At 64.2% G+C, this 23,476-nt stretch carries 19 protein-coding genes and 1 tRNA gene; 16 read left to right on the forward strand and 4 right to left on the reverse strand.

The window, feature by feature from the left end:
- Positions 1 to 33: 33 nt before the first annotated feature.
- The 5 genes from pip (at position 34) to cysC (ending at position 4,667) form a co-directional block, all read left to right on the forward strand.
- Positions 34 to 987, forward strand: coding sequence for a prolyl aminopeptidase (pip, locus tag R2669_RS17425; protein ID WP_147214892.1), 954 nt, complete (start codon positions 34 to 36; stop codon positions 985 to 987).
- 3 nt (positions 988 to 990) lie between these two features.
- On the forward strand, positions 991 to 1,896 hold the full coding sequence (locus tag R2669_RS17430; RefSeq protein WP_316890397.1) for a LysR family transcriptional regulator: 906 nt from the start codon (positions 991 to 993) through the stop codon (positions 1,894 to 1,896).
- A 76-nt stretch (positions 1,897 to 1,972) separates the two neighbouring features.
- Positions 1,973 to 2,668, forward strand: coding sequence for an HAD-IA family hydrolase (locus R2669_RS17435; protein ID WP_430708805.1), 696 nt, complete (start codon positions 1,973 to 1,975; stop codon positions 2,666 to 2,668).
- Positions 2,669 to 2,678: 10 nt separating this feature from the next.
- Positions 2,679 to 3,827, forward strand: a complete 1,149-nt coding sequence (locus R2669_RS17440; RefSeq protein WP_316901460.1) for a DSD1 family PLP-dependent enzyme — start codon at positions 2,679 to 2,681, stop codon at positions 3,825 to 3,827.
- A gap of 300 nt (positions 3,828 to 4,127) precedes the next feature.
- The gene (gene cysC, locus R2669_RS17445) at positions 4,128 to 4,667 is read left to right on the forward strand and encodes an adenylyl-sulfate kinase (RefSeq protein ID WP_316901461.1); all 540 of its coding nucleotides are present in this window, start codon (positions 4,128 to 4,130) and stop codon (positions 4,665 to 4,667) included.
- A gap of 163 nt (positions 4,668 to 4,830) precedes the next feature.
- Here the strand turns inward: cysC and R2669_RS17450 are convergent, their stop codons facing one another.
- Positions 4,831 to 6,042, reverse strand: coding sequence for a sensor domain-containing phosphodiesterase (locus R2669_RS17450; protein ID WP_316901462.1), 1,212 nt, complete (start codon positions 6,040 to 6,042; stop codon positions 4,831 to 4,833).
- 294 nt (positions 6,043 to 6,336) lie between these two features.
- Between R2669_RS17450 and R2669_RS17455 the strand changes: the two genes are divergently transcribed.
- The 6 genes from R2669_RS17455 (at position 6,337) to R2669_RS17480 (ending at position 13,070) form a co-directional block, all read left to right on the forward strand.
- Complete coding sequence (locus R2669_RS17455; protein ID WP_316901463.1) at positions 6,337 to 7,728, forward strand: ATP-binding protein; 1,392 nt, start codon at positions 6,337 to 6,339, stop codon at positions 7,726 to 7,728.
- A gap of 33 nt (positions 7,729 to 7,761) precedes the next feature.
- Entirely contained in the window at positions 7,762 to 8,130 is a 369-nt protein-coding gene (locus R2669_RS17460; protein WP_147214880.1) for a response regulator, read from the forward strand.
- Positions 8,123 to 8,734 carry a chemotaxis protein CheC gene (locus R2669_RS17465; RefSeq protein ID WP_147214878.1) on the forward strand — a complete coding sequence of 204 codons (612 nt, stop codon included), beginning with the start codon at positions 8,123 to 8,125 and terminating at the stop codon, positions 8,732 to 8,734. Before R2669_RS17460 ends, R2669_RS17465 begins: the two co-directional genes overlap by 8 nt.
- Before the next feature lie 38 nt (positions 8,735 to 8,772).
- Positions 8,773 to 10,194 (forward strand): response regulator c-di-GMP phosphodiesterase, NosR family, encoded by a 1,422-nt coding sequence (nosR, locus tag R2669_RS17470; RefSeq protein ID WP_316901464.1) that lies wholly within the window; start codon positions 8,773 to 8,775, stop codon positions 10,192 to 10,194.
- A gap of 92 nt (positions 10,195 to 10,286) precedes the next feature.
- Entirely contained in the window at positions 10,287 to 11,342 is a 1,056-nt protein-coding gene (locus R2669_RS17475) for a substrate-binding domain-containing protein (RefSeq protein WP_430708807.1), read from the forward strand.
- Entirely contained in the window at positions 11,343 to 13,070 is a 1,728-nt protein-coding gene (locus R2669_RS17480) for an ATP-binding protein (protein ID WP_316901465.1), read from the forward strand.
- 171 nt (positions 13,071 to 13,241) lie between these two features.
- Here the strand turns inward: R2669_RS17480 and R2669_RS17485 are convergent.
- Positions 13,242 to 13,326: transfer RNA gene (locus R2669_RS17485), tRNA-Leu, on the reverse strand.
- Between the two features lie 179 nt (positions 13,327 to 13,505).
- Here R2669_RS17485 and blaOXA point away from each other — a divergent pair.
- Positions 13,506 to 14,333 (forward strand): OXA-22 family class D beta-lactamase, encoded by an 828-nt coding sequence (blaOXA, locus tag R2669_RS17490; RefSeq protein ID WP_316901466.1) that lies wholly within the window; start codon positions 13,506 to 13,508, stop codon positions 14,331 to 14,333.
- 13 nt (positions 14,334 to 14,346) lie between these two features.
- On the opposite strand, the gene R2669_RS17495 is transcribed toward blaOXA, so the two are convergent.
- Entirely contained in the window at positions 14,347 to 15,072 is a 726-nt protein-coding gene (locus R2669_RS17495) for an ArsR/SmtB family transcription factor (RefSeq protein WP_147214873.1), read from the reverse strand.
- A 150-nt stretch (positions 15,073 to 15,222) separates the two neighbouring features.
- Here R2669_RS17495 and R2669_RS17500 point away from each other — a divergent pair, with 150 nt between their 5' ends.
- The 3 genes from R2669_RS17500 to mctP all read left to right on the forward strand — a co-directional run bounded on the left by R2669_RS17500 (position 15,223) and on the right by mctP (position 19,226).
- The gene (locus tag R2669_RS17500; RefSeq protein WP_316901468.1) at positions 15,223 to 16,584 is read left to right on the forward strand and encodes an MFS transporter; all 1,362 of its coding nucleotides are present in this window, start codon (positions 15,223 to 15,225) and stop codon (positions 16,582 to 16,584) included.
- Positions 16,585 to 17,538: 954 nt separating this feature from the next.
- Entirely contained in the window at positions 17,539 to 17,718 is a 180-nt protein-coding gene (locus R2669_RS17505) for a DUF3311 domain-containing protein (protein ID WP_102065686.1), read from the forward strand.
- Positions 17,718 to 19,226 (forward strand): monocarboxylate uptake permease MctP, encoded by a 1,509-nt coding sequence (mctP, locus tag R2669_RS17510; protein ID WP_316890957.1) that lies wholly within the window; start codon positions 17,718 to 17,720, stop codon positions 19,224 to 19,226. Before R2669_RS17505 ends, mctP begins: the two co-directional genes overlap by 1 nt.
- 104 nt (positions 19,227 to 19,330) lie before the next feature.
- Here the strand turns inward: mctP and R2669_RS17515 are convergent, their stop codons facing one another.
- Positions 19,331 to 20,452: a sensor histidine kinase gene (locus tag R2669_RS17515; protein WP_316901498.1), complete on the reverse strand. Its 1,122-nt coding sequence runs from the start codon at positions 20,450 to 20,452 to the stop codon at positions 19,331 to 19,333.
- Positions 20,453 to 20,718: 266 nt separating this feature from the next.
- On the opposite strand from R2669_RS17515, the gene R2669_RS17520 reads away from it, so the two are divergent.
- On the forward strand, positions 20,719 to 23,106 hold the full coding sequence (locus R2669_RS17520; protein ID WP_316901470.1) for a hybrid sensor histidine kinase/response regulator: 2,388 nt from the start codon (positions 20,719 to 20,721) through the stop codon (positions 23,104 to 23,106).
- Positions 23,107 to 23,476: the final 370 nt, after the last annotated feature.

Below are 23,476 nucleotides of genomic sequence, written 5' to 3' on the forward strand. Positions count from 1 at the left end.
CATTCTCCCGGCAACCTTTCGACAGGACCGACCATGTCTGCACTGCGCACGCTGTATCCCCCAATCGAACCATATGAAACCGGCATGCTGGACGTGGGCGATGGCCACACGATCTATTACGAGCGCGTCGGCACGCCCGGTGCCAAGCCGGCGGTGTTCCTGCACGGCGGGCCGGGCGGTGGTGTTTCGGCAGACCACCGCCGCGTGTTCGATCCGGCACGCTACGACGTGATGCTGTTCGACCAGCGTGGCTGCGGGCGATCAACGCCGCATGCGGGCCTGGAGGCCAACACGACGTGGCACCTTGTGGCCGATATCGAACGCCTGCGCGCCATTGCCGGTGCGGAACGTTGGCTCGTCTTCGGCGGCTCGTGGGGCTCGACGTTGGCGCTCGCTTACGCGCAGAAGTATCCGCAGCATGTGAGCGAACTGGTGCTGCGTGGTATCTACACGGTCACGCAGGCCGAGCTGCGCTGGTATTACCAGTACGGCGTGTCGGAGATGTTTCCCGAGAAATGGGCACGCTTCCAGGCGCCCATTCCCGAGGCCGAGCGCGGCGACATGATTGCCGCCTATCGCAAGGTGCTGACCGGCAACGACACCGCCAGGCAGATCGAAGCCGCCCGCGCGTGGAGCGTGTGGGAAGGCGAGACCATCACGCTGCTGCCCGACCCCGCCAACAGCGCGAAGCACGCCGACGACCATTTCGCCCTGGCCTTCGCGCGGCTGGAGAACCACTACTTCACGCACCAATGCTGGCTCGAAGAAGGCCAGCTGCTGCGCGAGGCGCACCGGCTGGCGGGCATTCCTGGCGTGATCGTGCATGGCCGCTACGACATGCCATGCCCCGCGCGCTATGCCTATGCGCTGCATCAGGCGTGGCCGGATTCGGACTTCCACCTGATCGAAGGGGCCGGCCATGCGTGGTCCGAACCGGGCATTCTCGATCAGCTGCTGGCCGCAACGGACCGCTTTGCCGGTAAGTAATTCATGACGGATTCCGCCGACCTGCGTTTCCTGCTCGCCATCCAGGACAACGGCAGCCTGGTGGCGACGGCGCGCGCGTTGGATCTGACGCCGTCGGCCGTGTCGCAGCGCTTGCAGCAGCTGGAGAAAAAGCTGGGCACACGGCTGGTCGATCGCACCGCGCGCAGCCTGCGCTTTACGCAAGAGGGCGCGCTGCTGTGCGAGCGTGGGGCGGAGCTGATCCGTCAGCTCGACGCGCTGTCGGAGGATTTGCACACACGCCGGGGCGGCCTGGTCGGTACGCTCAAGGTGAATGCCCCGCTGGGGTTTGGGCGACGCTACGTGGCGCCCGTCATTGCGGATTTTCAGCAGCAACATCCTGATGTCGACATCGAATTGGCGCTCTCCGATGCGCCTCTTGTCGAAGCGGCGGACCGCTTTGATGTGGTGGTGCATATCGGCGCATTGCAGGTGTCGAACCTGGTCGGCCATGCGATTGCGCCGAACGCGCGCTTTGTCTGCGCGTCACCCGCTTTTGTGAAGCGCTTCGGCTTGCCGGAAACGCCCGATGACCTTGCCGCGCTGCCCTGCATCGTGCTGCGCGAGAACAAGGAAGACGTGTCGCTCTGGCACTTCAGCAAGGGCCGCACGAGCCGCAGCGTGCGCGTGCCCAGGCAGCTCATCTGCAACGACGGCGATGTCATCCGCCAGTGGGCGTGCGAAGGGCGCGGCGTGATCCTGCGCTCGGAATGGGATGTCGCCGACGACCTGCGCGCAGGCCGCCTCGTGCGATTGCTCCCCGCCTGGAAGGCGCCGGACGCCAACGTGATCGCCCTCACGCACAACCGCGCGGGGTTGCCGCAACGTACGCGTCACTTCATGCAGGCGTTGCAGAGCCGTTTCAAGCCGCAGCCACCCTGGCGTGCTTGATGTGGCGGCACTGAATCTTTGATTCAAGCTGGCTTCACCGAAAGCCGGTGCGCGGTGCCTACAATCGGTTGCATCGATGTCCACCGATTTGCAGGTCACCAGCGTGAACGCTTCCACCGCCTCTACCGTTTCTCCCGACTCCGGCTATCCCAAGGCCATCCTCTTCGATCTGCTGACCGCGTTGCTCGATTCGTGGTCGCTGTGGAACCGCGCCGCCGGTTCCGAGCAGGCGGGCCGCACATGGCGTGCCGAGTATCTCCGGCTCACGTACGGCTGCGGCGCGTACGTTCCTTACGAAGCGATGGTGCGGCAGGCCGCGCAGAACGTCGGCTTGCCGGCTTCCGCGCCCGAAGCGCTGGAAGCCAATTGGCTGCAGCTCACACCGTGGAGCGGTGCTGCGCAAGCGCTGGCTGAACTCCAGCCGCACTGCAAGCTGGCCGTGGTCACCAACTGCTCGGAGCGGCTGGGCCGGCAAGCCGCCGCGCTGTTGCCCGTCACCTGGGATGTCGTCATCACGGCTGAGCAGGCCGGTGTGTACAAGCCTGACCCGAAGCCATATCGCATGGCGCTCGAACAGCTTGGCGTGGACGCAGCCGACGCGGCGTTTGTTGCCGGCTCCAGCTACGACATGTTCGGCACGGCGGTGGTCGGCCTGCGCACGTACTGGCACAACCGAATCGGGCTGACGCCGGTGGAGGGAGCACAACTGCCGGAAATCACCTCACCCACGCTGGACGACCTGCTGCCCTGGGCCCGCCGTTTTGCCGCATGAGGATGCAACCATGACCCCCGACACGTACACACTGGAAACCATCGACACGCCCGCAGCGTTGATCGACCTGCCGCGCATGCAGCACAACATCGCCCGCATGCAGCACCGCATGAACGCGCTGGGCGTGAAATTCCGCCCGCATGTGAAGACCACCAAGTGCCTCGATGTGGTTCGCGCCCAGCTGGCGGCCGGCGCGCAGGGCATTACCGTCTCCACGCTGAAGGAGGCCGAGGCCTTCTTTGCCGCCGGCATCAAGGACATCCTCTACGCGGTGGGCATTGTGGCCACCAAGTTGCCGCGCGCGATGGCGCTGCGCAAGCGCGGCTGCGATCTCAAGCTTGTGGTCGACAACGCAGAGGCGGCCCACGCTGTGGTCGACTACGCCCGCACACACGGCGAGCGCTGCGAGGTGTGGATCGAAGTCGATACCGATGGGCACCGCTCCGGCATCACGCCCGAGCAGGACGCGCTGCTGGATGTCGGCCGCATCCTGAAGGACGGCGGCCTCGACGTGGGCGGCGTCATGACGCATGCCGGCTCCAGCTACGACTTGAACGACCGTGCCGCGCTGGCTGCCCTGGCCGAGCAGGAGCGTGCCGGTTGCGTGCGCGCGGCACAGCGTCTGCGCGAAGCCGGGGTGCCCTGCGCAGCGGTGAGCGTAGGTTCCACGCCAACGGCATTGGCCACCGAGCACCTCGAAGGCGTGACGGAGGTGCGCGCCGGCGTCTATGTGTTCTTCGATCTGGTTATGCACAACGTGGGGGTGTGCGCGATGGACGAGATTGCGCTGAGCGTGCTGACCACCGTGATCGGCCATCAGCCCGACAAAGGCTGGGTGATTGTCGACGCCGGATGGATGGCGATGAGCCGCGACCGTGGCACCGCCAAGCAGTCGCATGACTTTGGCTATGGGCAGCCGTGCGCGCTAGACGGCACGCCGTTGGAGGGGCTGACGCTCATCGGCGCGAACCAGGAGCACGGCATTCTGGCGGCCAGCGATGGCTCGGTGCGTGACGACCTCGTGGCGCGTTTCCCGGTCGGCACGAAGCTGCGTGTGCTGCCGAACCATGCGTGCGCCACGGGCGCGCAGTTCCCGGAATACCAGGCGGTGTCGTCGCGGGGTGCGGTGCAGACGTGGGCGCGGTTCCACGGCTGGTGAGTCGTCCGCCCGGCATGTCAAAAAAGCAAAAGGCCCGCAGGAATACCGCGGGCCTTTTGCTTGAATCCAATCTGCCGAATGTGCCTCGGTCGCGTCTGACGCGTCCGATAAGCCGGGAGCGACTCGGAGCCAGCGCCGTCAGCGACAAGGTGTCGGAATTGTAAATGCACCGTCCGGCGGCGCGCTGTAGCACACTTGTTCTACAGAGCGGCGCCGTACAGCGTTCGTATACTGGGTTGCACCAGGCCAGTTGAACCCGCCGTGGCAGCGCGATGGCGCATCTGCGGCGGGCTACATGACATGCAACCCACACCTTCCACACTCTGGCTGACCGGGCTGAGCGCCGCCGGCAAAACCACCTTGGCGCTGGCCGTGGCCGAGACGCTGACGTCGCGCGGCCTGCCGTGTCGCGTACTCGATGGCGGTGCCTTGCGCCAGCAGCTCTGCGCGGACCTTGGTTTCTCGCGCGCGGATCGCAGCGAACACGCGCGCCGCGTGGCGCAGTGGTGCGCGCAGATGAACAACACCGGGACGTGGGCCATTGCTGCACTCATCTCGCCATACCGTGAAGACCGGGAGCGCGCGCGACAGATGGTGGGCGCGTCACGCTTCTTCGAGGTGCATGTCGCGACACCGCTGCCGGTGTGTGAAGCGCGCGACCCGAAGGGTTTGTACCGCATGGCCCGAGCCGGAACGATCGCCAATCTCACGGGCGTTGGCGAGCCCTACGAGCCGCCGTTACATCCACAGTTGATGGTGGATACCGGCGTGCAATCCGTTGAAGAGTGTGTTGCACGGGCATTGGCCCTGCTTGGGATGCAGGAAGCCGTTACGGCTTGATGCGGGGCAATGCACTCCTGCACGATGCGCAGGATATGCAGCGCGCTGGACGGGTCCAGCCACGGCAGCGACGGCAGCTTCTGGATCTCGCAACCGGGTAGCTCAGTCCTAGCTGAGGGCGGCCGAGTGATGGTTGAATATTCCGTGCTTTGTCATGCCGGCATTACACCGGCGCGCTCGCAGAAATGGCTTCGAGCGGGCCCGGACGCCCCAGCAGATAGCCTTGGCCGTTACGGACGCCAAGGTCGGCCAGCATTGTTCTCTGAGGTTCTGTCTCGATACCTTCGGCGACGAGGTCGCACCGTATTTCATTGGCGAACGTCACCATGGCCTTCAGGAGCGCGCGCTTGATCGGGTCGTCTTCCAGGTTGGTCGTCAGATAGGCGTCGAGTTTGATGAGATCCGGTTTGAGCGCAATGATGTGGTTCATCGTCGAGTAACCCGACCCGGCGTCGTCAATGGCGATACGGATCAGGTGGCGACGCAGCGGCAGAAGCGCTTCGTGCAGGCTGGGGTAGTCGTCGACCAGGGCATGCTCGGTAATTTCCAGGACGAGGCGATGAGGTGGAACGTCATGTACCAACGCTTCCAGCTTGCCGCTGAGCACCGTGGCAGGAGAGACGTTCACTGCCAGATAGGCACCGCCAATCGCGTGCAATGCGTGCAGGCCTTTCTTGATGGCAAGCATTTCGAGTTCAACGCCAAGACCGACTTCCCAGGCATCCGCAAACCAGCGATACGGGGGCCGTTGCTGCCCGCCGGGAAACCGCGATAACGCCTCGAGTCCGACCAGGCGTCCGTCCACCAAAGACCGTATGGGCTGAAAGAAGATGGAGAGCTGGTCGTCTTCGATCGTCCGTTGTACGCGCGACAGCTTTTCGCTGATCTGCCGTGTCGCGGCCTTATGTCGTTCGATCTGGCGCGCGATCACGCCAGCGAACGCGGTCATGAGCTCCAGGTCGCGGGAGTTCAGTGAGTCATCCGGTTGGTCACTGAAACAGCAGAACGTGCCGAACACGGTGCCGTCGGCCAATTGAATCGGCACGCTGATATGAGCGCCGACGGGAAATGCGGCGGTGATGGGCAACGCGCGCGCGGCTGGCAGGTCGGCGGCGTCCTGGATCAGCGGCGGCAGGCGGCCGTCGATCACTCGGGCGCAATAGCTGTCGGCAAGGGGGCCGGAATCGCCCGCGCTGAAGGGAGGATGTTCGGCGCTGCTATCGACATACCGGAAAACCCGCTCCGTCCCGACAAACTCGGAGACGAACGCGAACGGCATTCCCAAATGACTTCGCACGGCACGCAGGATTTGCGCAATGTGGGCAGTCGCCTCAAGGTCGGCTTCAAGGAGGCTGCTGGTGAGAAGGTGCTCCAAATGCCTCTCTCCTTGGCTGGATCATTCTCCGGCAAGTGACGGTCTCCCTTCGCCGCATGAATGGGAGCGCCACGGGGCAGTATGTCCGGCAAACGTCCGTATTACGCACGCGGAGTGTGTCGGACTGAACTCTAGATTATTTTGCGACCGATGCAGGTAACGCCGATATTCCCGCCTTAATAGGGATTTATACGCATCTGCCTGGGCAAAAATCCTGTCGATAAATACACAAACGGCCCCGGAATCAGCAGGGGGTCGACAGCGAACTCCCGTCTTGCAGGAAGCATGCCAAACATGCCGGACATTACCCAACCCCAGTTATCCGACGCCATTGCGCAATTGGTAAGTTGCGGCGTGTTTTCTGTGGATCGTCAAATGCACATTCTGTCGTGGAACCGCTTTATGCAATATCACAGTGGTTTCTCCGGCGACGATGTGATCGGTAAGGACATGTTTGCCCTGTTTCCGGAGTTACCCGAGAAATGGTTGCGCAAGAAAATCGAGAGCGTATTTGTTCTGGGTGTCTCTGCGTACACTTCCTGGGAGCACCGCCCGTATTTGTTCCGTTTTCGGCACACGCGGCCCATTACCGACACGATTGAATGGATGCAGCAGAACTGCAGCTTTATTCCGATCGAAGACGGAAATGGTGTGGTCATCGCGGTGGGCATTACCCTGCTCGATGCGACGGACGTGTGCCTGGCATATGGTGAACTGAAGAAGCGCGAAAAAACGGTCACCGATGCACTGCAGGAGCTGACCGTGCGCAACGCCCAGCTCTCAGCGCTGAATGAAGAACTCGCCCAGGCGCATCAGCAGTTGCTGCAGTCCGAAAAGCTCGCCGCGATTGGCCAGCTTGCCGCCGGCATTGCGCACGAGATCAATAACCCCGTGGGGTTCGTGCTCTCGAACCTGAACAGCTTGCAGCGCTACATGAGCACGCTGCTCGATTACGCACGTAGCCTGGATCAGCTGATCGGCCAACACGCGCCCGCACTGGATGCCCAGCTGCTGGCGCTTGCGCAGGCGGCCGACATCGAATTCCTGGCCGAAGATGGTCCGGCGCTGGTCGCGGAATCGCAGGAAGGCCTGACCCGTGTGCGCGACATTGTGGTGGACCTGCGCGACTTCTCACGCGTGGACAGCGCTCACCAGTGGGATCAGGTGGACATTCACCGCTGCATCGAGTCGACGCTCAACATCGTCCACAACGAGATCAAGTACCAGGCCGACCTCGTGCGCGAGTACAGCGAGCTGCCGCCCGTAACCTGCATCCCGTCGCAGATCAACCAAGTGGTGCTGAACCTGGTGGTCAACGCGGCGCAGTCGTATGCGGGCAAAGGCACACAGGGGGGCGAGCGCGGCACCATTACCGTCCGCACCGGCGTCGATGCAACCGACGACGCATCGATCTGGTTTGAGGTGGCCGACGCGGGCAGCGGAATCGCGCCCGAAAACCTGAAGCGCATCTTCGATCCGTTCTTCACCACCAAGCCGGTCGGCAAGGGCACCGGCCTGGGGCTGTCGCTCACCTACGGCATTGTCACGGCGCATGGCGGACGCATCGACGTGTCGAGCACGGTGGGTGTGGGCACAACCTTTCGTGTGACCTTGCCCCGACGCGGGCCGGATGCCCCGCCTCTCGAACAACAACCGCCGGCCGCGACTGCGCTGGCCATAACGTAAGCCTCGCGCTTCACGCCTGAAGGGGGACACACCATGGCGCTACCTGTGCTGGTTGCCGATGATTCATCGTTGGCGCGCAAGCTTCTGATCAACGCCTTGCCAGACGACTGGGATGTCGAGGTCACGCAGGCCTCCAACGGTGCGCAAGCCCTGGAGCTGTTTCGCGCCGGCAAGGGCACGGTCGTTTTTCTCGATCTGACCATGCCCGACATGGACGGCTTCCAGGTGCTCGAACATATCCGCAAGGCCGGCGAAGACGCCTTCGTCATCGTGGTGTCCGCCGACATCCAGTCCGGCGCCGTCGAGCGCGTCAAGGACCTCGGCGCCATCGGCTTCATTCCAAAGCCGGTCTCTGCCGAGCGCATTGTTCCGATCCTGCGGGGGTACGGGCTCTATGAATGACCTGACACTGAATGAAGACCAGCGCGACGCTCTGCAGGAAATCGCCAACATCGGGATGGGCAAGGCGGGCGCGGCGCTGGCGGAACTGCTGGGCGCGTTTGTGACGCTCTCGGTCCCGGGCATCAAACTCGTCAACGCGGCGCAACTCAAGGCTGAGCTTCTGGGCCGCGACATGGCAGGCGACGCGCCGTCACCGGTGCGGCAGGCGTTTCAGTCCGACATTTCGGGCGAGGCGATCGTGCTGTTCGGCAAGGACGGCCGCGAAGAACTCGAAGAACTGATGGGCTACGACGATGCCGACGTGAACAGCGAAAGCGAAGCCCTGTCCGACATCGCCAACTTGCTTGTCGGTGCCTGCGTACGAAGCGTCTTCGAGCAACTCGGACGCAATCTGTCCTTCTCGCGGCCAAGCTTCGTTCCGGCTGCGGTGCTCCAGCAAGCACTGTCCGGCGAGCAGTTCGATCGTTGGGATGTGGCGCTGTTGCTGGAAGTGCGATTCACGCTTGAGCGCGGCGGCTTTGTGGCCCAGTTGGTGATGTTGTTGCCCGAGACCGCCATCCGAAAAATGAAGCACGCGCTGGAGCAATTCCTGCAGGCGCTCTGAACGCGCCCCGCCAGCCATCGAACCGAGAGACGCCAGCCATGCTTGTTTACGACGAAGCCACTGCGCAAGCGAGCGCACCCGACGCCCAGGCCGCTGCGCAGCCTGACACTGCGCCCGCTTCTGCAACGCCTGCGGATGCCACGCCGTTGATCCTGCTGGTGGACGATGAGCCAGGCGTGCTCTCGTCGCTGCGCAGGCTGCTGCGGCCCACGGGGTACCGCGTGATCACCGCCGAGGGCGGTGCGGCCGCACTGGACATGCTATCGGTGTATCCGGTGGACCTGATCATTTCCGACATGCGGATGCCCGGCATGAACGGCGCCGAGTTCCTGGCACGTGCTCGCGAACGCTATCCGGACATCATGCGGATCCTGCTGACGGGCTACTCCGAAGTCGACTCCGCCGTGCGGGCCATCAACGAAGGCGGCGTCTATCGCTACCTCAACAAGCCGTGGGACGACCAGGATCTGCTGCTGACCGTCAGGCATGCGATCGAGCAGCGCATGCTCGCATGCGAGGCCCGGCGCCTGAGCGAGTTGACGCAGCGGCAGAACGAGACGCTGCAGCAATTGAATGCCGGGCTTGAAACCCAGGTGCTGGCCCGCACCGAAGAAATTCGCCAGACCGTGATGTTCCTGGAAGGTGCCCAGCGCGACCAGAAAGCGAACTTCACGAATATGGTCAAGGTATGCGCCAGCATGATCGAGATGCGCTGCGGTGCCATGGCGCGCCAGTCCTTGCGGGTGGCCGATCTGGCGCGCCGCATTGCCATTGAATGCGGCTTGACGGGGCTGCAGGTGCAGGACATTTTCCACGCTGGCCTGCTGCACGGCATTGGCAAGTTGTCGCTGCCCGATGCGCTGCTGCATACGTCGCTCGACAGGCTCACGGCTGAACAGGCGCAGCAGTTCTATCAGCATCCGCTGCGTGCCCAGATGGTGCTCACACCCGTGCCCCAGTTGGAGAACGTCGCGCAAATCATCCGGCACCAGTACGAACGCTTCAATGGACGCGGGACACCCGACCGACTGGCCGGAGCGGCCATCCCGATCGGTGCACGCATCCTGGCGGTCGCTCGCGATTTCGAAGGGCTTCTGGCAGGCGAGATCATCAAGGACCACGTATCGGGCGATCAAGCGCTGGAGATGGTCAAGGCGCAATCGGGCCTGCGCTATGACCCCGACGTGGTCGTGCGCTTCGTCGCCGTGCTCAGACAGCAGGGCGAGGTGATGCCTGTGCGGCAGATCTCTGCAGCCGAACTGCGGGAAGGCATGCGGTTGGCCGATGATCTCCTCACGCGGCGCGGTGTGCTGCTCATTACACGGGACAGCACCGTCAGTGCGCACCAGGTCTTGCAGATCAGGCGCTTCGAAACCCACGAGGATGTGCCGTTCGCGATTCTTGTCTATGCGCCCGTGCCCAATGCGACGGATGCGGCAGACACGCCGCCAGCAGCATGAAGCATGACCCTCGGGAGGCAGCGATGGTCGCAGTCACCGGCAACGGCAAGCGAATGTTGGCGTACCTGCTGTGCGCATTCGGGTGGGGAGCGATGGCAGGCCACGCGATGGCCTCCGGGGGCTCCGCCGACGACGCGCGCATGCAGCAGATCGTCGCGCGCGCCAGCGAACACGGGGCGGCGTGGGATGGTCCCCAGACAGGTCCTCGAGCGCGGGCCGGCATGACGCTCGCCGTCGTGAGTGAAGACCTGCGCAACGGCGGCATCCTCGGCGTTGCGAAAGGCATCAAGGAGGCCGCTGGCGCCATCGGCTGGAAAATCCGCGTTTATGACGCCGGCGGGACGCCGGAGGGCCGCAAGCGTGCGATGGCATCGGCCCGGGCGCTGCAACCGGACGGCGTCGTGCTCGTTGGGGGCGACGCGCGCGCGATGCAGGCAGAGCTGTCGCCCTTCGTGCAGCAGGGCAGGCCGGTGGTTGGCTGGCACGTTGCCGCAACGGCCGGCACCATCGCGGACAGCCCGATCGCCATCAATGTCTCCACCGACCCGATGGCCGTCGCCCGCCTCACGGCCATGGCGGCTGTCGTGGAATCTGCCGGCCACGCCAACGTGGTCATCTTTACCGATTCCAACTTCCAGATCGCCAGCGCGAAGGCTGCGGCCATGGCAGAGGTGATCCGCGCATGCACGGGCTGCCGCTTGCTGGCCGTCGAGGACGTACCGATCTCGGGCAGTGCGCAGGCCATGCCAGCCGTCATGCGACGTCTGCTGGAACGGTATGGCCGTGTGTGGACGCATGGGCTGGCCATCAACGACATCTACTTCGATTACGCGGCCGCCGAGCTGACCCGCGCCGGCAAGCCCGACGGCATCCACATGCTGTCTGCCGGCGACGGCAGCGCCGCCGCGTTCCTGCGCATCCAGGCGGGGGCGTTTCAGACCAGCACGGTGGCCGAGCCGTTGAACCTGCAAGGCTGGCAACTGGTGGACGAAGTGAACCGGCTGCTGGCCCATCAGGCAGTCACCGGCTATGTGGCCCCCGTGCATCTGGTGACGGCCAAGAACGTCGCCTTCGATGGCGGACCGCTCGGGCAATACGACCCCGACAACGGCTACCGGGCCGTGTATCGCCGGATATGGGGCCGTTGAATGTTCAGCGCAGCCGCTGCCATCCGATGGGCGCGCACGCCGGGGTATGGTCTGTGGCCCAGATCGCTCGGGCGTCAATTCACGCTGGTCGTGGCCATGCTGGCGCTGCTGATCTCGGCAGGCGGCATCACGGCGGTCTACGCGCTGCGCACGTCGGCGGAAGCGACCCGCGCGCTCGCCAGCGAGCAGCTCATGCAATTGCGCGAGGCGCAGGAACTCGTTCAGCGCACGTTGTTGATCGAGCGCGAATCGGCGCAGCTGGAAAAAACCTCATCGGTGGAAGCGCTGCGACGGCACTATGCCGAGATCCTGCGCAACCTTGAGGCGTTCGAGCAGTTGTCCGAACGGCTTGCCGCAACCGACGACGACATTGAAGTGCTCGATCTGCATCAGTCGACCCAGCTGTTTCGCAACGTCGTCAACATCGTCGCGCAGTGGTGGGAAAGCGAGCTGCAGCATGCCGGAACTGCCGCAGCCGCGCAGGCGCCGGCATCCGAGCGCAGTCTTGCCGGGCGCCGGTCCTTGGATGCGCTCTACATGCAGGCCGGGGCCATGGTGGTCTCGGCACAGCAGGTGTCGGAGCAGCACACGCGGGCGTTTCAGCAGGCGATGCAGGCGTTGGCGGTGGTCTCGGAGCGCAATCAGCGCTGGGTGACCGCGCTGCTTGCCACCAGCGTCGTATTTGCCTGCCTGGCGGCTTACGGGCTGCTCGGGCGCCATGTGCTTCAGCGCCTGCTGCAGGTCAGCCGCAGCTTGCGCGAAGGGCATTCGGACGGGGCGCCCAGTGCGGTACCCGTCGATGGCGACGATGAGATCGGCCAGATGGCGCGCGCGGTCGAACAATTCCAGCGTGACCGGTGGCAGCTTGCCTTGGCCCACGAGGCACTGCAGGCCGAGCGTGCGCGCCAGGAGCAACTGCTGCACGAGCTGGCCCAGACGCAAGGGCAACTGCTGCAGTCGGAAAAGATGGCGTCGATCGGCCAGCTCGCCGCTGGCGTGGCTCATGAGATCAACAACCCCGTCTCGTTTGTCAAAGCCAATCTGGGCAGCTTGCAGCGCTACGTTGGGGGGTTGCTCGACGCGCTGTCAGCCTACGAATCCCACGAGGCAGAGTTGGCGCCGGCCACGCGGGCTGCACTTGCGCAGGTCAAGCAGGCGGCCGATCTTGAATACGTGCGTGAAGATGTGCCGGCGCTGTTGGCGGAGTCCCAGGAGGGGCTGCAGCGGGTCAAGACGATCGTGCAGGGCCTCAAGGATTTCTCCCATGTGGAAGAAGCGCAGCCGCAGCTTGCCAATCTCGAAACATGTCTGGAAACGACGATCAAGATCGTCTGGAATGAGCTCAAGTACAAGGTCGAGCTGGTGCGCGAATATGGCGGAATCCCCGACATCGAGTGCAGGCCCGCGCAACTGAGCCAGGTGTTCATGAACCTGCTGGTCAATGCCGGCCAGGCCATTCAGGACCACGGGCGCATCACATTGCGAACGGGCCACGACGCAGGCAACGTCTGGGTGGAGGTGGAAGACACCGGTGGCGGTATCCGGCCCGAGCATCTCAGCCGCATCTTCGACCCGTTCTTCACCACCAAGCCCGTTGGCCTGGGGACGGGGCTCGGCTTGTCCGTCTCTTACGGCATCGTGCGCAAGCATGGTGGGCACATCGACGTGCGTAGCGAAGTTGGCCGTGGCACGTGTTTTCGGCTCGTCTTGCCGCTGCACGGCCGCTGACGCAGGGGGCGCAGCGGCCCATGCGCCCGCCGGATTTCGATGCGGCATGTTTGTATCCCACTGCGCGGCGCCATCGGCGCAATGTGAGGCGATGCCCGGACAACAAAAAACCCGCGAGGCTCATCGCCACGCGGGTTTTTTGTCGCCCCTGAACTGCTCGGGACTGTGTCTTGGTGCCCAGGAGAGGACTCGAACCTCCACGGAGTTACCCGCTAGTACCTGAAACTAGTGCGTCTACCAATTCCGCCACCTGGGCTAGGTGAGCGGCGCATTCTACCGGCCCCGGAAAAATTTGCAAGCCCTTCTTTTCTGCTCGGCTATTCCACCGGCGCGCTGGCGTTACAGCCGTTACGCGTGTGGCGGTCAGCAGCGCGGGGACCTCGCTGCTACGCTGCCGCGCAGTTGTCCGTATTCCCCCCAACATGAGGTTGATCGATGATGAAACTCCGCCACGCCGCCACCGGTGCCTTGCTGGCCGCGCTTGCCACGTTTGCCCACGCCGAGCACCCGATCTGCACGATCGTGGCCGATGCCGCCACGGGCAAGGCCGTCTTGCACGAAGGCAAGTGCGACGAGCGCGTGACCCCCGCTTCCACCTTCAAGCTTGCACTGGCCGTCATGGGCTTTGACCACGGCTTCCTGAAAGACGAGCACACCCCCGTCGAGCACTTCAGGCGCGGCGACCCCGACTGGGGCGGTGAAGCCTGGCACCAGCCCATCGACCCGGCGCTGTGGCTCAAGTATTCGGTGGTCTGGTATTCGCAGCGCATTACGCATGCGATGGGCGCGCAAGCATTCCAGGCCTACGTGCGCAAGCTCGGCTACGGCAACATGGACGTGAGCGGCGACCCGGGCAAGAACAACGGCATGGACCGCTCGTGGATCACCTCGTCGCTGAAGATATCCCCGGAGGAGCAAGTCAGCTTCATGCGCCGGATCGTCAATCGACAGTTGCCGGTGTCGACGCGCACCTACGAGATGGTCGACCGTACCGTGCAGACTTGGCAGGTGCCGGGTGGCTGGTCAGTGCAGGGCAAGACGGGCACCGCCGGCCCGGCGCCGGGCAATACGTCGCCCGACGGCACGTGGGACCAGGCGCACGCTTACGGCTGGTTTGTCGGCTGGGCCAAAAAGGGTGACAAGACGTACGTGTTTGCCAACCTCATCCAGGACGACAAGGTCGAGCCAACCTCAGGCGGCATCCGCTCGCGCGACGCACTGCTTGCGCGCCTGCCGGAAGTGCTGGCCTTTGCCGGGCACTGACCAACGGCGTCATTCATGCATGACGGTGCTCGGCCTGGCTTCGCACCGTCGCCTCATCCACGCCCAGGCGCTGATGCAACTCCTGCCACCCTTTGGGCGTGACCAGCACCGCGCGTGAATCCCGTGCGCGCAGCATCCATCCGACATCGCACAGGCGACGCAGGAACTGCACGCCCAGCGGGCCAGCCAGGTGATGCGTGCGCTCCGTCCAGTCCAGGCATTGCCGCGCCAGCCCACGGCGCGTCGGGCGAATGGTCCGCACGTCGAGCCCCACATCGCCAAACCAGCTGATGCCGGCTGGCGTGATCTCGTACTGCTTGTCGGGCATGGGCAGCAGGTAACCGCGTGATTGCAGCGCCTGCGTGACGGCCACGCCCACCTGCCCCGCAAGGTGGTCGTAGCAGCAGCGGCAAAAGCCAAGTTCACGCGCCTTTGGGCTGGGCGTCGCGCGCCGCACGGCTGCTGCGGGCGTAATGGCCGCCAGGTGTTCCAACGCTTGCGCCACATGCGCGCCGGCCAGCCGGAAGTACTTGTGCCGCCCTTCGGTTTCCACCACCAGCAAGCCACCGTCGAGCAGCTTGGCCAGGTGCGTGCTGGCCGTCTGCGCGGTGACGCCGGCTGCATGCGCCAGCTCGCCCGCAGGCAGCGCGCGCCCATCGAGCAACGCCGTCAGCATGGCCGCCCGTGCCGGGTCGGCAATCAGGAAGGCCGTGCCGGAAAAGCTGTTCGGATGCGACATGTCGGGCTCCTCGTCATGTGGCCATTCTAGGGAGCCGCGCGCCGCGATGTTTCGACACGCATCGAAGCGTTGCCCGGGGTGCCGGCACTACGCTGGGGCCATCGCTTGCTAAAGCCAGAAACCAAAGGCCCCGAGATGGATGGAATCACGATGCAACCAACGCATGCCAACACCGCGACACATCAGCGCCTGGTGCTGTGCGTGCTGTCGATGGCCGTGCTGATCGCGCAGATCGACACCGCCGTCGTCAACCTGGCCGTGCGCCCGATAGGCCAGTTCTTCCATGCCCAGGTCGGCCCGCTGCAGTGGGTGATCGACGCCTACAACCTCGCCTATGCCGCACTGCTGCTCAGCGGCGGCCTGCTGGCGGACCTCTACGGCCGACGGCGGGCGTTTGTGTTCGGCGCGGCAGTGTTCTCGGTGGCATCGGTCTTGTGCGCGCTGGCGCCGTCGATCGGGTGGCTGATCGGCGCGCGGGCGATGGCGGGCGTGGGCGCTTCGCTGCTGCTGCCGGCATCGCTGGCGATCTTGCGGGTGGTGTGGCGCGACGCAGGCGAACGTGCGCATGCGCTGGGTGTCTGGGCGGCGTGCAACGGCCTGGCCATGGCGATCGGGCCGACGGCCGGCGGCGTGCTGGTCACGCACTTCGGCTGGCGCGCCGTGTTCTGGGTGGTGGTGCCAGTGAGCGTGGCCATCATGGCCATGGCTGTGCGGGTCGTACCGGAATCGTCCGACGCCGCGCATCGTCGTTTCGATGCGCTGGCCCAGGTGCTGGGCGCCATCACGCTGGGCGGCCTGGCCTTTGCCGCCATCGAAGCGCATCAGGCACCCGCTGTGGCGGCGACTGTGCTGGCCGTGGCGCTCATCGCGCTGGCGTGGTTCATCCACGTAGAGGCGCGCCACGGCAGCGAGGCGCTGGTGCCGCTGGAACTCTTTCGCGTGCGCGAGTTTCGCGGCGCCATCGTCGCCACGGCCGGCATGACGTTCGGCATGTACGGCGCGCTGTTCCTGCTGCCGCTCATGTGGCAGAGCACTGGGCGCTTCAACGTCATTGGTGCGGGCATTGCGCTGATGCCGATGGCGCTGGTCTTCATGGCGGTATCGCCCTTGTCGGGCACGGTGGCGCGCCGCCTTGGCGCTCGGCTGGCCACGGCCGGCGGGGTGGGCATCATCGCGCTGGGGCTGCTCACGTTGGGGGCGTCTGCGGGCGCCGCATCGGTGGTACCGGCTTCCATCGGGCTGGCCCTCACGGGGCTCGGCATGGGCTTTGCCACTGGGCCCCTGATGGGTGCGGCAGTGGGTGCCGTGGGGCCGGAGCGTTCGGGCATGGCGTCGGCGCTGGTGAACGTGGCCCGCATGAGCGGGGCGACGCTGGGCGTGGCGATCCTGGGGTCGGTGTATGCCGTGTGCGGCAGCGGCGCGTCGGGTTTGCGGGTGGCCATGCTGTGCGGCGGCGCGGTGCAGTTCGCCTGCGCGGCCGTGGCGTGGCGGCATGGTGCCGAGCGCCACTGAACGCTTTGCAATGCCCCGCGTTCTTGCGGTGGATCTTCGCGCCCGCAGCCATTTGATGCACCGCCCAAAAAAAGACCCGGCGAGGGGATTGCCGGGCTAAGTGGGATGTGAATCTGTACGATGGAACCACCTTACAAGTATTTCTTCATTCAGATTGAAAACAAATTCAAAACCCCACACGTTTTTGAGTGTTTGCTCTAAAGAAACGGGCGCTTGAATGTCTATTCGTGTACGGGTTTTTCCTGATGGCTGCGCCATTTGCGGGCAGCTGGCAAACGATTTCCTATGATGGGTATCAATGTAAAACTCACGGCCTAAAAGAAAAAAACGCGGGCAAAAAATTGGAATAAAAGATCGTTGATGGACTTAATTCGATTTGAATAAGCCGATTCATTCAATTCCGTCTTTAATGATTGACTCATCCGGATCGATTGTTGCGGGGGCGCCCTCTGCGCGCACACCTCTGCACGAGCAGCCATTTGCATTCGCTGCATATTGGCCCACCTCTAGCCGAGAAGAATGGGCAACGCTGCAGCGCTGCACCGCGCAGAAACCCTGAGCACGCCAGGGCCTATGCTGCGCCACAACAATCAGCGGGGAGCCACTGCGGCTCCCCGTTGTGCTTGATGCCATGCGGCACCGTGGCCGCTCGCGAGTTTTGCTCACGCGTTCTGCGGTTGTCTGTCATGACAGGAATTCGTGAAAACCCTAGGAAACCCGCGTCCACCTTAGCGATTGGTTATTTCACGCGAAAAGCCTACGCTTGCTACGTAGTACTACGTGTGGCTGCTGCGTACAGGTGCGGATGGTTTTCCAGAAGGTGCGCGATCACAGTGCGCCGGATAACAACAAAGGCGGAAAGCAATCCGTCAGACATCCGTCTGGTCACGCATCGGGCGTGGCACCTCACCTGTTCAAAACAACATCCGAAGTCCCCGAACCAGGAGACAACCCATGAAGTTCTTGCTCGCACTGCCTTTCATCGGCCTGCTGTGGGTGCCGTTCTACAACCAGGAAACGCCCGCCCTCTTTGGCTTTCCGTTCTTCTACTGGTACCAGTTCCTGTGGGTGCCGCTCACCTCGCTGCTGATCTGGATCGTCTTCAAGAACGGTCAGGGCAAAGGAGAAGAATGATGGACGGACAGATCAACTGGACGGCGCTCAGCGTCTTCATCTTCTTCTTCGCGCTGGTCACGGTGCTGGGCTTCATCGCCTCGCGCTGGCAGCGCGGCAACTCCGACAAGGGCGCCCACATTGAAGAGTGGGGCCTGGGCGGCCGCAACTTCGGCACCTGGATCACGTGGTTCCTGGTGGGCGGCGATTTCTATACCGCCTACACCGTCATCGCCGTGCCGGCACTCGTGTATGCGGTGGGTGCGTATGGCTTCTTCGCGCTGCCGTACACGATCCTGGTGTACCCGATCGTCTTCCTGATCATGCCCAAGCTGTGGAAGGTGGCGCATGCCAACGGCCACGTCACGGCGGCCGATGCCGTGTACGGCCGCTACGGCTCGCGCGCGCTGGAGTTTGCGGTGGCGCTGACGGGCGTGGTGGCGACGATGCCCTACATCGCCCTGCAGCTCATCGGCATGGAAGTCGTGATCAAGGCGCTGGGCTTGACGGGCGAGCTGCCGCTGGCGGCCGCCTTCATCATCCTGGCGCTGTACACGTATTCCGCCGGCCTGCGGGCGCCTGCGCTCATCGCCTTCGTCAAAGACATCATGATCTACATCGTGGTGCTGGTGGCGGTGGTGCTGGTGCCGGCCAAGCTGGGCGGTTACGGTGCGGTGTTCGCCAATGCGCATGATGCGTTTGCGGTGAAGGGCGGCGCCACGGGCCTCACGCTCAAGCCCGCGCAGTTCCTGCCGTTCGCCACGCTGGCGATTGGCTCGGCGCTGGCGGCGTTCATGTATCCGCATACGCTCACGGGCATCTTTGCCGCGCGCAGTGCAGACACCATCCGCAAGAACGCCGTCTTCCTGCCGGCCTACACCGTGCTGCTGGGCCTGATCGCCCTGCTGGGCTTCATGGCCTATGCGGCAGGCATCAAGGTCACCAACAACAACGACGTGGTGCCCGCGCTGTTCAACGCGCTGTTCCCGAGCTGGTTCACGGGCTTTGCGTTCTCGGCCATCGCCATCGGTGCGCTGGTGCCGGCGGCGGTCATGTCGATTGGTGCGGCCAACCTGTTCACGCGCAACTTCTGGAAGCCCTATGTGGCCCCGGACCTCACGCACGCCGGCGAGGAAAAGGTGGCCAAGGTGATCTCGTTGATCGTCAAGGCGGGCGCGCTGGTGTTCATCCTGTTCCTGCCGACCAAGTTCGCGCTGGACCTGCAGCTGCTGGGCGGCGTGTGGATCGTGCAGACGTTCCCGTCGGTGGTGTTCGGGCTGTTCAACATCTCGAACCGCTTCCGTGCACCGGCGCTGCTGGCCGGCTGGGCGGCGGGCATGATCGCCGGCAGCTGGCTGGCCTTCTCCGACGGCATCAAGCCTGTGCACACCTTCGTGATTGGCGGTGACAAGTACACCATCTACACGGGCTTGGCGGCACTGGCCTTCAACATCATCGTTGCGGTGGTGGTGCAGTTGCTGATGGGCAAGCGTGGGCAGGAAGCTGCTGCGTTGCGTCAGGCAAGCTGATCGACACTGCCGATTTGCAAGCAGCAAGAAGCAAGCAGGAAGAGAAAAGGGCCGGTACCTCAGGGTGCCGGCCCTTTTTTTTCATGCTCGGCGACCGGCAAGGGTCAAGCCGTCACAGAAAGAGGAATCCGCACGGTGAACGTCGTGCCGTGTTCCGATGACTGCACATCGATTGTCCCGCGATGCGCCTGCACGATGCAGCGGCAGATATACAGGCCAAGCCCGATGCCCGCGGCGCTCCCGCTGTGGTCGGGACGCTGCGCGCGGGTGAGCGGGTCGAACAGCGTCGGAAAAGCAGAAGGCGGGATGGGGTTGCCCTCGTTTGAAACGGCAATCGTCATCTGCCCGTCGCGCCCGGCCGCCTCGATGGCGACCCCACCGACCCCATAGCGCACCGCGTTGGTCAACAGATTGACCAGCAACTGGCCGATCCGGCTGCCGTCCCAGGTGCCACGCAGTTCGCCTGCCAGGCGCAGATCGATCTTCGCGTCGGGGTACGACGCACACACCTCGTCGATGGCATCGCTGCACAGTCGCCCCATATCCTGGCTACTGAAACGCGTAGGAAGAAAATCCCTCAGCCGCGTGCGTGTAAAGATGAGCAGGTCGTCGATCATCTTTTGCACGCGCATCGCACCGCGCTGGATGAAGGCGACCGCCCGAACGCTGCGCGAAGACAGGCCATCATCGTGCAGCAGCGTTTCAGCAGACGCGAGGATCGCGCCGAGCGGGGAACGCAGGTCATGCGCCAGCACGCCGGCAAACAGGTCGCGCATGCGCTCGGTCTGCTGGGCATGCTGGCGCACCGATTCTGCAAGCATCTGGTCGATGGCCTCGTTGAACCGGATCATCTCTTGCAGCGCCAGGGCGTGAGCCTGCGGATCCTGCTGCCACCGGCGCAGCACGCTGGCGCGCAATGCACGGTATTCCGCCACCAGATCGTTGATGTCAAAGCCGTGCGAGAGGCGGTCGTCGGCATGCTCGTGGGCGGCTTCATTGAAGCCCGATTCCGATGGCGGCCGGTCGCCCTCCGATTTGGCGCGCTGTTGTGCGGGCGTCTGCCGCTCGCGCATATCGGCAGCAATCCGCAGGAGAAGGTCACGCGCCGAGTTGCACAGCTGTTGTTCAGACAGACGTGGGCGGTCGCCGTTGATCTTGCGGGCGTATTCCGTCCAGTCGTCGATCAGGCCCGCCAGGTTTGCCTCGATGAAGTCGGAAAGGTTCATGGGTTTCCTTGATGGTGGCGAAAGCCATGGTCGGGGAGCCGCCTCGTGCGCCACGCCGCTTGGGTGCCGATGTCCGCGGGAACGGCCAATGCTGTGTTTTCCGCTAAAGGTATGCAAACCGCGTTCCACTTTCCACCTTCCCGCTGCGATGGAGTGGCGTTTCAGTCGCACATCCTGCCGGGTTTCGGTCAAGATGTGGGGCGCGGTCCACTCATTGCTTTGCGCCACCCACACGCGTGCAGTGGCGCACGCTGATCTGCCAATCAATGAATCACGATCCCTTGTTTGCTGAGTCTGGCTTTGCGTGGCTGCGGTTATGGGCTGAATCCACCTCGGATTTCTCCGTCTTTGCCCTGTCGCGCACCGGCGTTGTCGCCACGTGGAACCCCGGCGGAGAACGCATGCAGGGCTATCGGCCCGACGAGATCATTGGGCAGCCGCTGGCACTGTTGTATCCGCCGGAGGACCGCGCCTCGGGTGCGCCCGACGCCGCGCTCCACGCGGCCGCTGAAACAGGGCGGCACGTCGATGAAGGATGGCGCATCCGCAAGGACGGCACGCCCTTCTGGGCCAACGTCGCCATCACGGCACTGCGTGACAGCGCCAGCGCGTTGATCGGGTTCGGCACTGTGATCAGCGACATGAGCGAGAAGAAGGCCGCCCACGACGCCGTGCTCAAGAGCGAGCGGAACTTCCGGCTGCTGGTTCAGGGCGTGACGGACTACGCCATCTTCATGCTGTCGCCCGATGGGCACATCACAAGCTGGAATGCCGGCGCCCGGCGCATCAAGGGCTATACCGAAGACGAGATCATCGGTTCGCATTTCTCGCGGTTCTACACCCCCGAAGACGTTGCGGCCGGCGTGCCGTTCCGGGGCCTGGAGACCGCCCGGAGCGATGGTCGATTCGAGGCCGAAGGCTGGCGCGTGCGCAGCGACGGAAGCCGCTTCTTCGCGCACGTCATCATCGATGCCATTTACGAAGATGGGCGACTGGTGGGCTTCGCAAAGGTCACGCGCGACATCACCGAACGGCAGCGCGCCAGCGAGCAACTGGAGCAAACGCAAAGAGCGCTCTTCCAGGCCCAGAAGATGGAAGCCCTGGGCAAGCTCACGGGCGGCGTTGCGCACGATTTCAACAACGTGCTGCAGGTGCTGCGGGGCAACCTGGAACTGCTCGAAAGCCGCCATGGCCGCGACAGCTGGAGTGCAGAGCGGCTGGGTAACGCCGTCGATGCCGTCGACCGCGGCGCCAAGCTTGCCGCCCAGCTGCTTGCCTTCGGCCGCCAGCAGCCGCTCGCGCCGGTCGTGATCAACCCCGCGCGGCAACTGCGCGCCATGGACGATCTGCTGCGGCGCGCGTTGGGCGAGGCGATCGAGATCGAATCGGTGGTGGCGGGCGGCCTCTGGAATACCGCGGTCGATCCGCACCAATTCGAGAACGTCATCCTGAACCTGGCCATCAACGCGCGGGATGCCATGCCGGACGGCGGCAAGCTCACGCTCGAACTCTCCAATGCCACGCTCGACGACGACTATGTGGTCGCGCTGCCCGATGTGCCGGCCGGGCAGTACGTCATGCTGGCCGTGACGGATACCGGCACCGGCATGGCCCCCGAAGTCATGGAGCAGGCTTTCGACCCGTTCTTCAGCACCAAGCGCGAAGGCGAGGGCACGGGGCTGGGGCTCAGCATGGCCTACGGCTTCGTCAAACAGAGCGGCGGCCATATCCGGCTCTACAGCGAGGTCGGGGAGGGCACGACGGTGCGCGTCTATCTGCCCCGCTCCACCGGTACGGCGGTCGAGCCGGCACGCGTCAAGGCCGGAGCGCTCAAGCATGGCAACGAGACGATCCTCGTCGTGGAAGACGACGCAAAGGTTCGCGAGACCGTGGTCGATCTGTTGAGCGGTCTCGGCTATGCCGTGCTCAAGGCCAACAATGCGGAGCAGGCACTGGCCGTGATCGAGAGCGGCGTGCATATCGACCTGCTCTTCACCGATGTGGTCATGCCCGGCGCCATGCGCAGTACGGAAATGGTGCGGAGAGCCGTGCAGGCACTGCCCGCGCTGAAGGTGCTCTATACCTCCGGCTACACGCAGAACGCCATCGTGCATGGCGGCAGGCTCGACCCTGGCGTCGAGCTGCTGAGCAAGCCGTACAGCCGCCAGCAGCTCGCCTTCAAGATCCGCCAGGTGCTGGGAAGCGACGCGGTGCAAGCGGCCGAAACGGAAGAAGGCGACACGCCGCCCGATCTCGACACGGGCGCAGTGTGGGAGCCGGCGCGCCTGCGCATCCTCGTGGTGGAGGACGACGCTTCCTTGCGTGGCGCGGTGTGCGAGCTGTTGATGCTGATCGGGATCACACCTCAGCAGGCGGCCAGCGGCGCGCAGGCGCTGGCCGCACTGAAGGCGGGGCCTTTCGACGTGCTGTTTACAGATGTGGTCATGCCCGACATGTCCGGCATTGAACTCGCGCAGCGTGCGTCCGCACTGCATCCGGAACTGCGCGTGGTCTTCGCTTCCGGCAACCCGATCCCCGACCACGACCGCTTTGCGTTCAGGTGGACGGCGCTACGCAAGCCTTACACGCTCGATCAGCTGCAGCACGCACTGCAATCGATGATGGCGCGAGAGCGGGTGGCCACCGACACATAGCCGAGCGCGGGGGTTTGAGGGCGGCATTCGGCCCTCTGAGATCCGTCTTCCACAGTCGGAGGCTCACGCACGGCACGCAGACCGTGGAACGCCGCTGTTTTGGCTCGAAATTTTCGACCTCCGAGAGCGGTGTGCCAGGGTCAAACTGTGGAGCACGAGCCTCCAACCGTGGCGATCGACTGTCCGAGGCTGGAACGCGGCTCTCCGAGGTCGAAAATTTGAAGCTCGAAGAGCCGAGCGCCAGGCTCAGACTGTGGAGCGCGAGTGTCTGACGGTGATTGGAGCGGCCCCCTGAATCTCCGGACACAGTCACCCACTTAAACTAACGGGTAGGCATACGACTGTGTTTATGACTAGCAGCAACCAAGAA

Source organism: Ralstonia edaphi (assembly GCF_958350185.1).
Classification (GTDB): Bacteria; Pseudomonadota; Gammaproteobacteria; order Burkholderiales; family Burkholderiaceae; genus Ralstonia; species Ralstonia edaphi.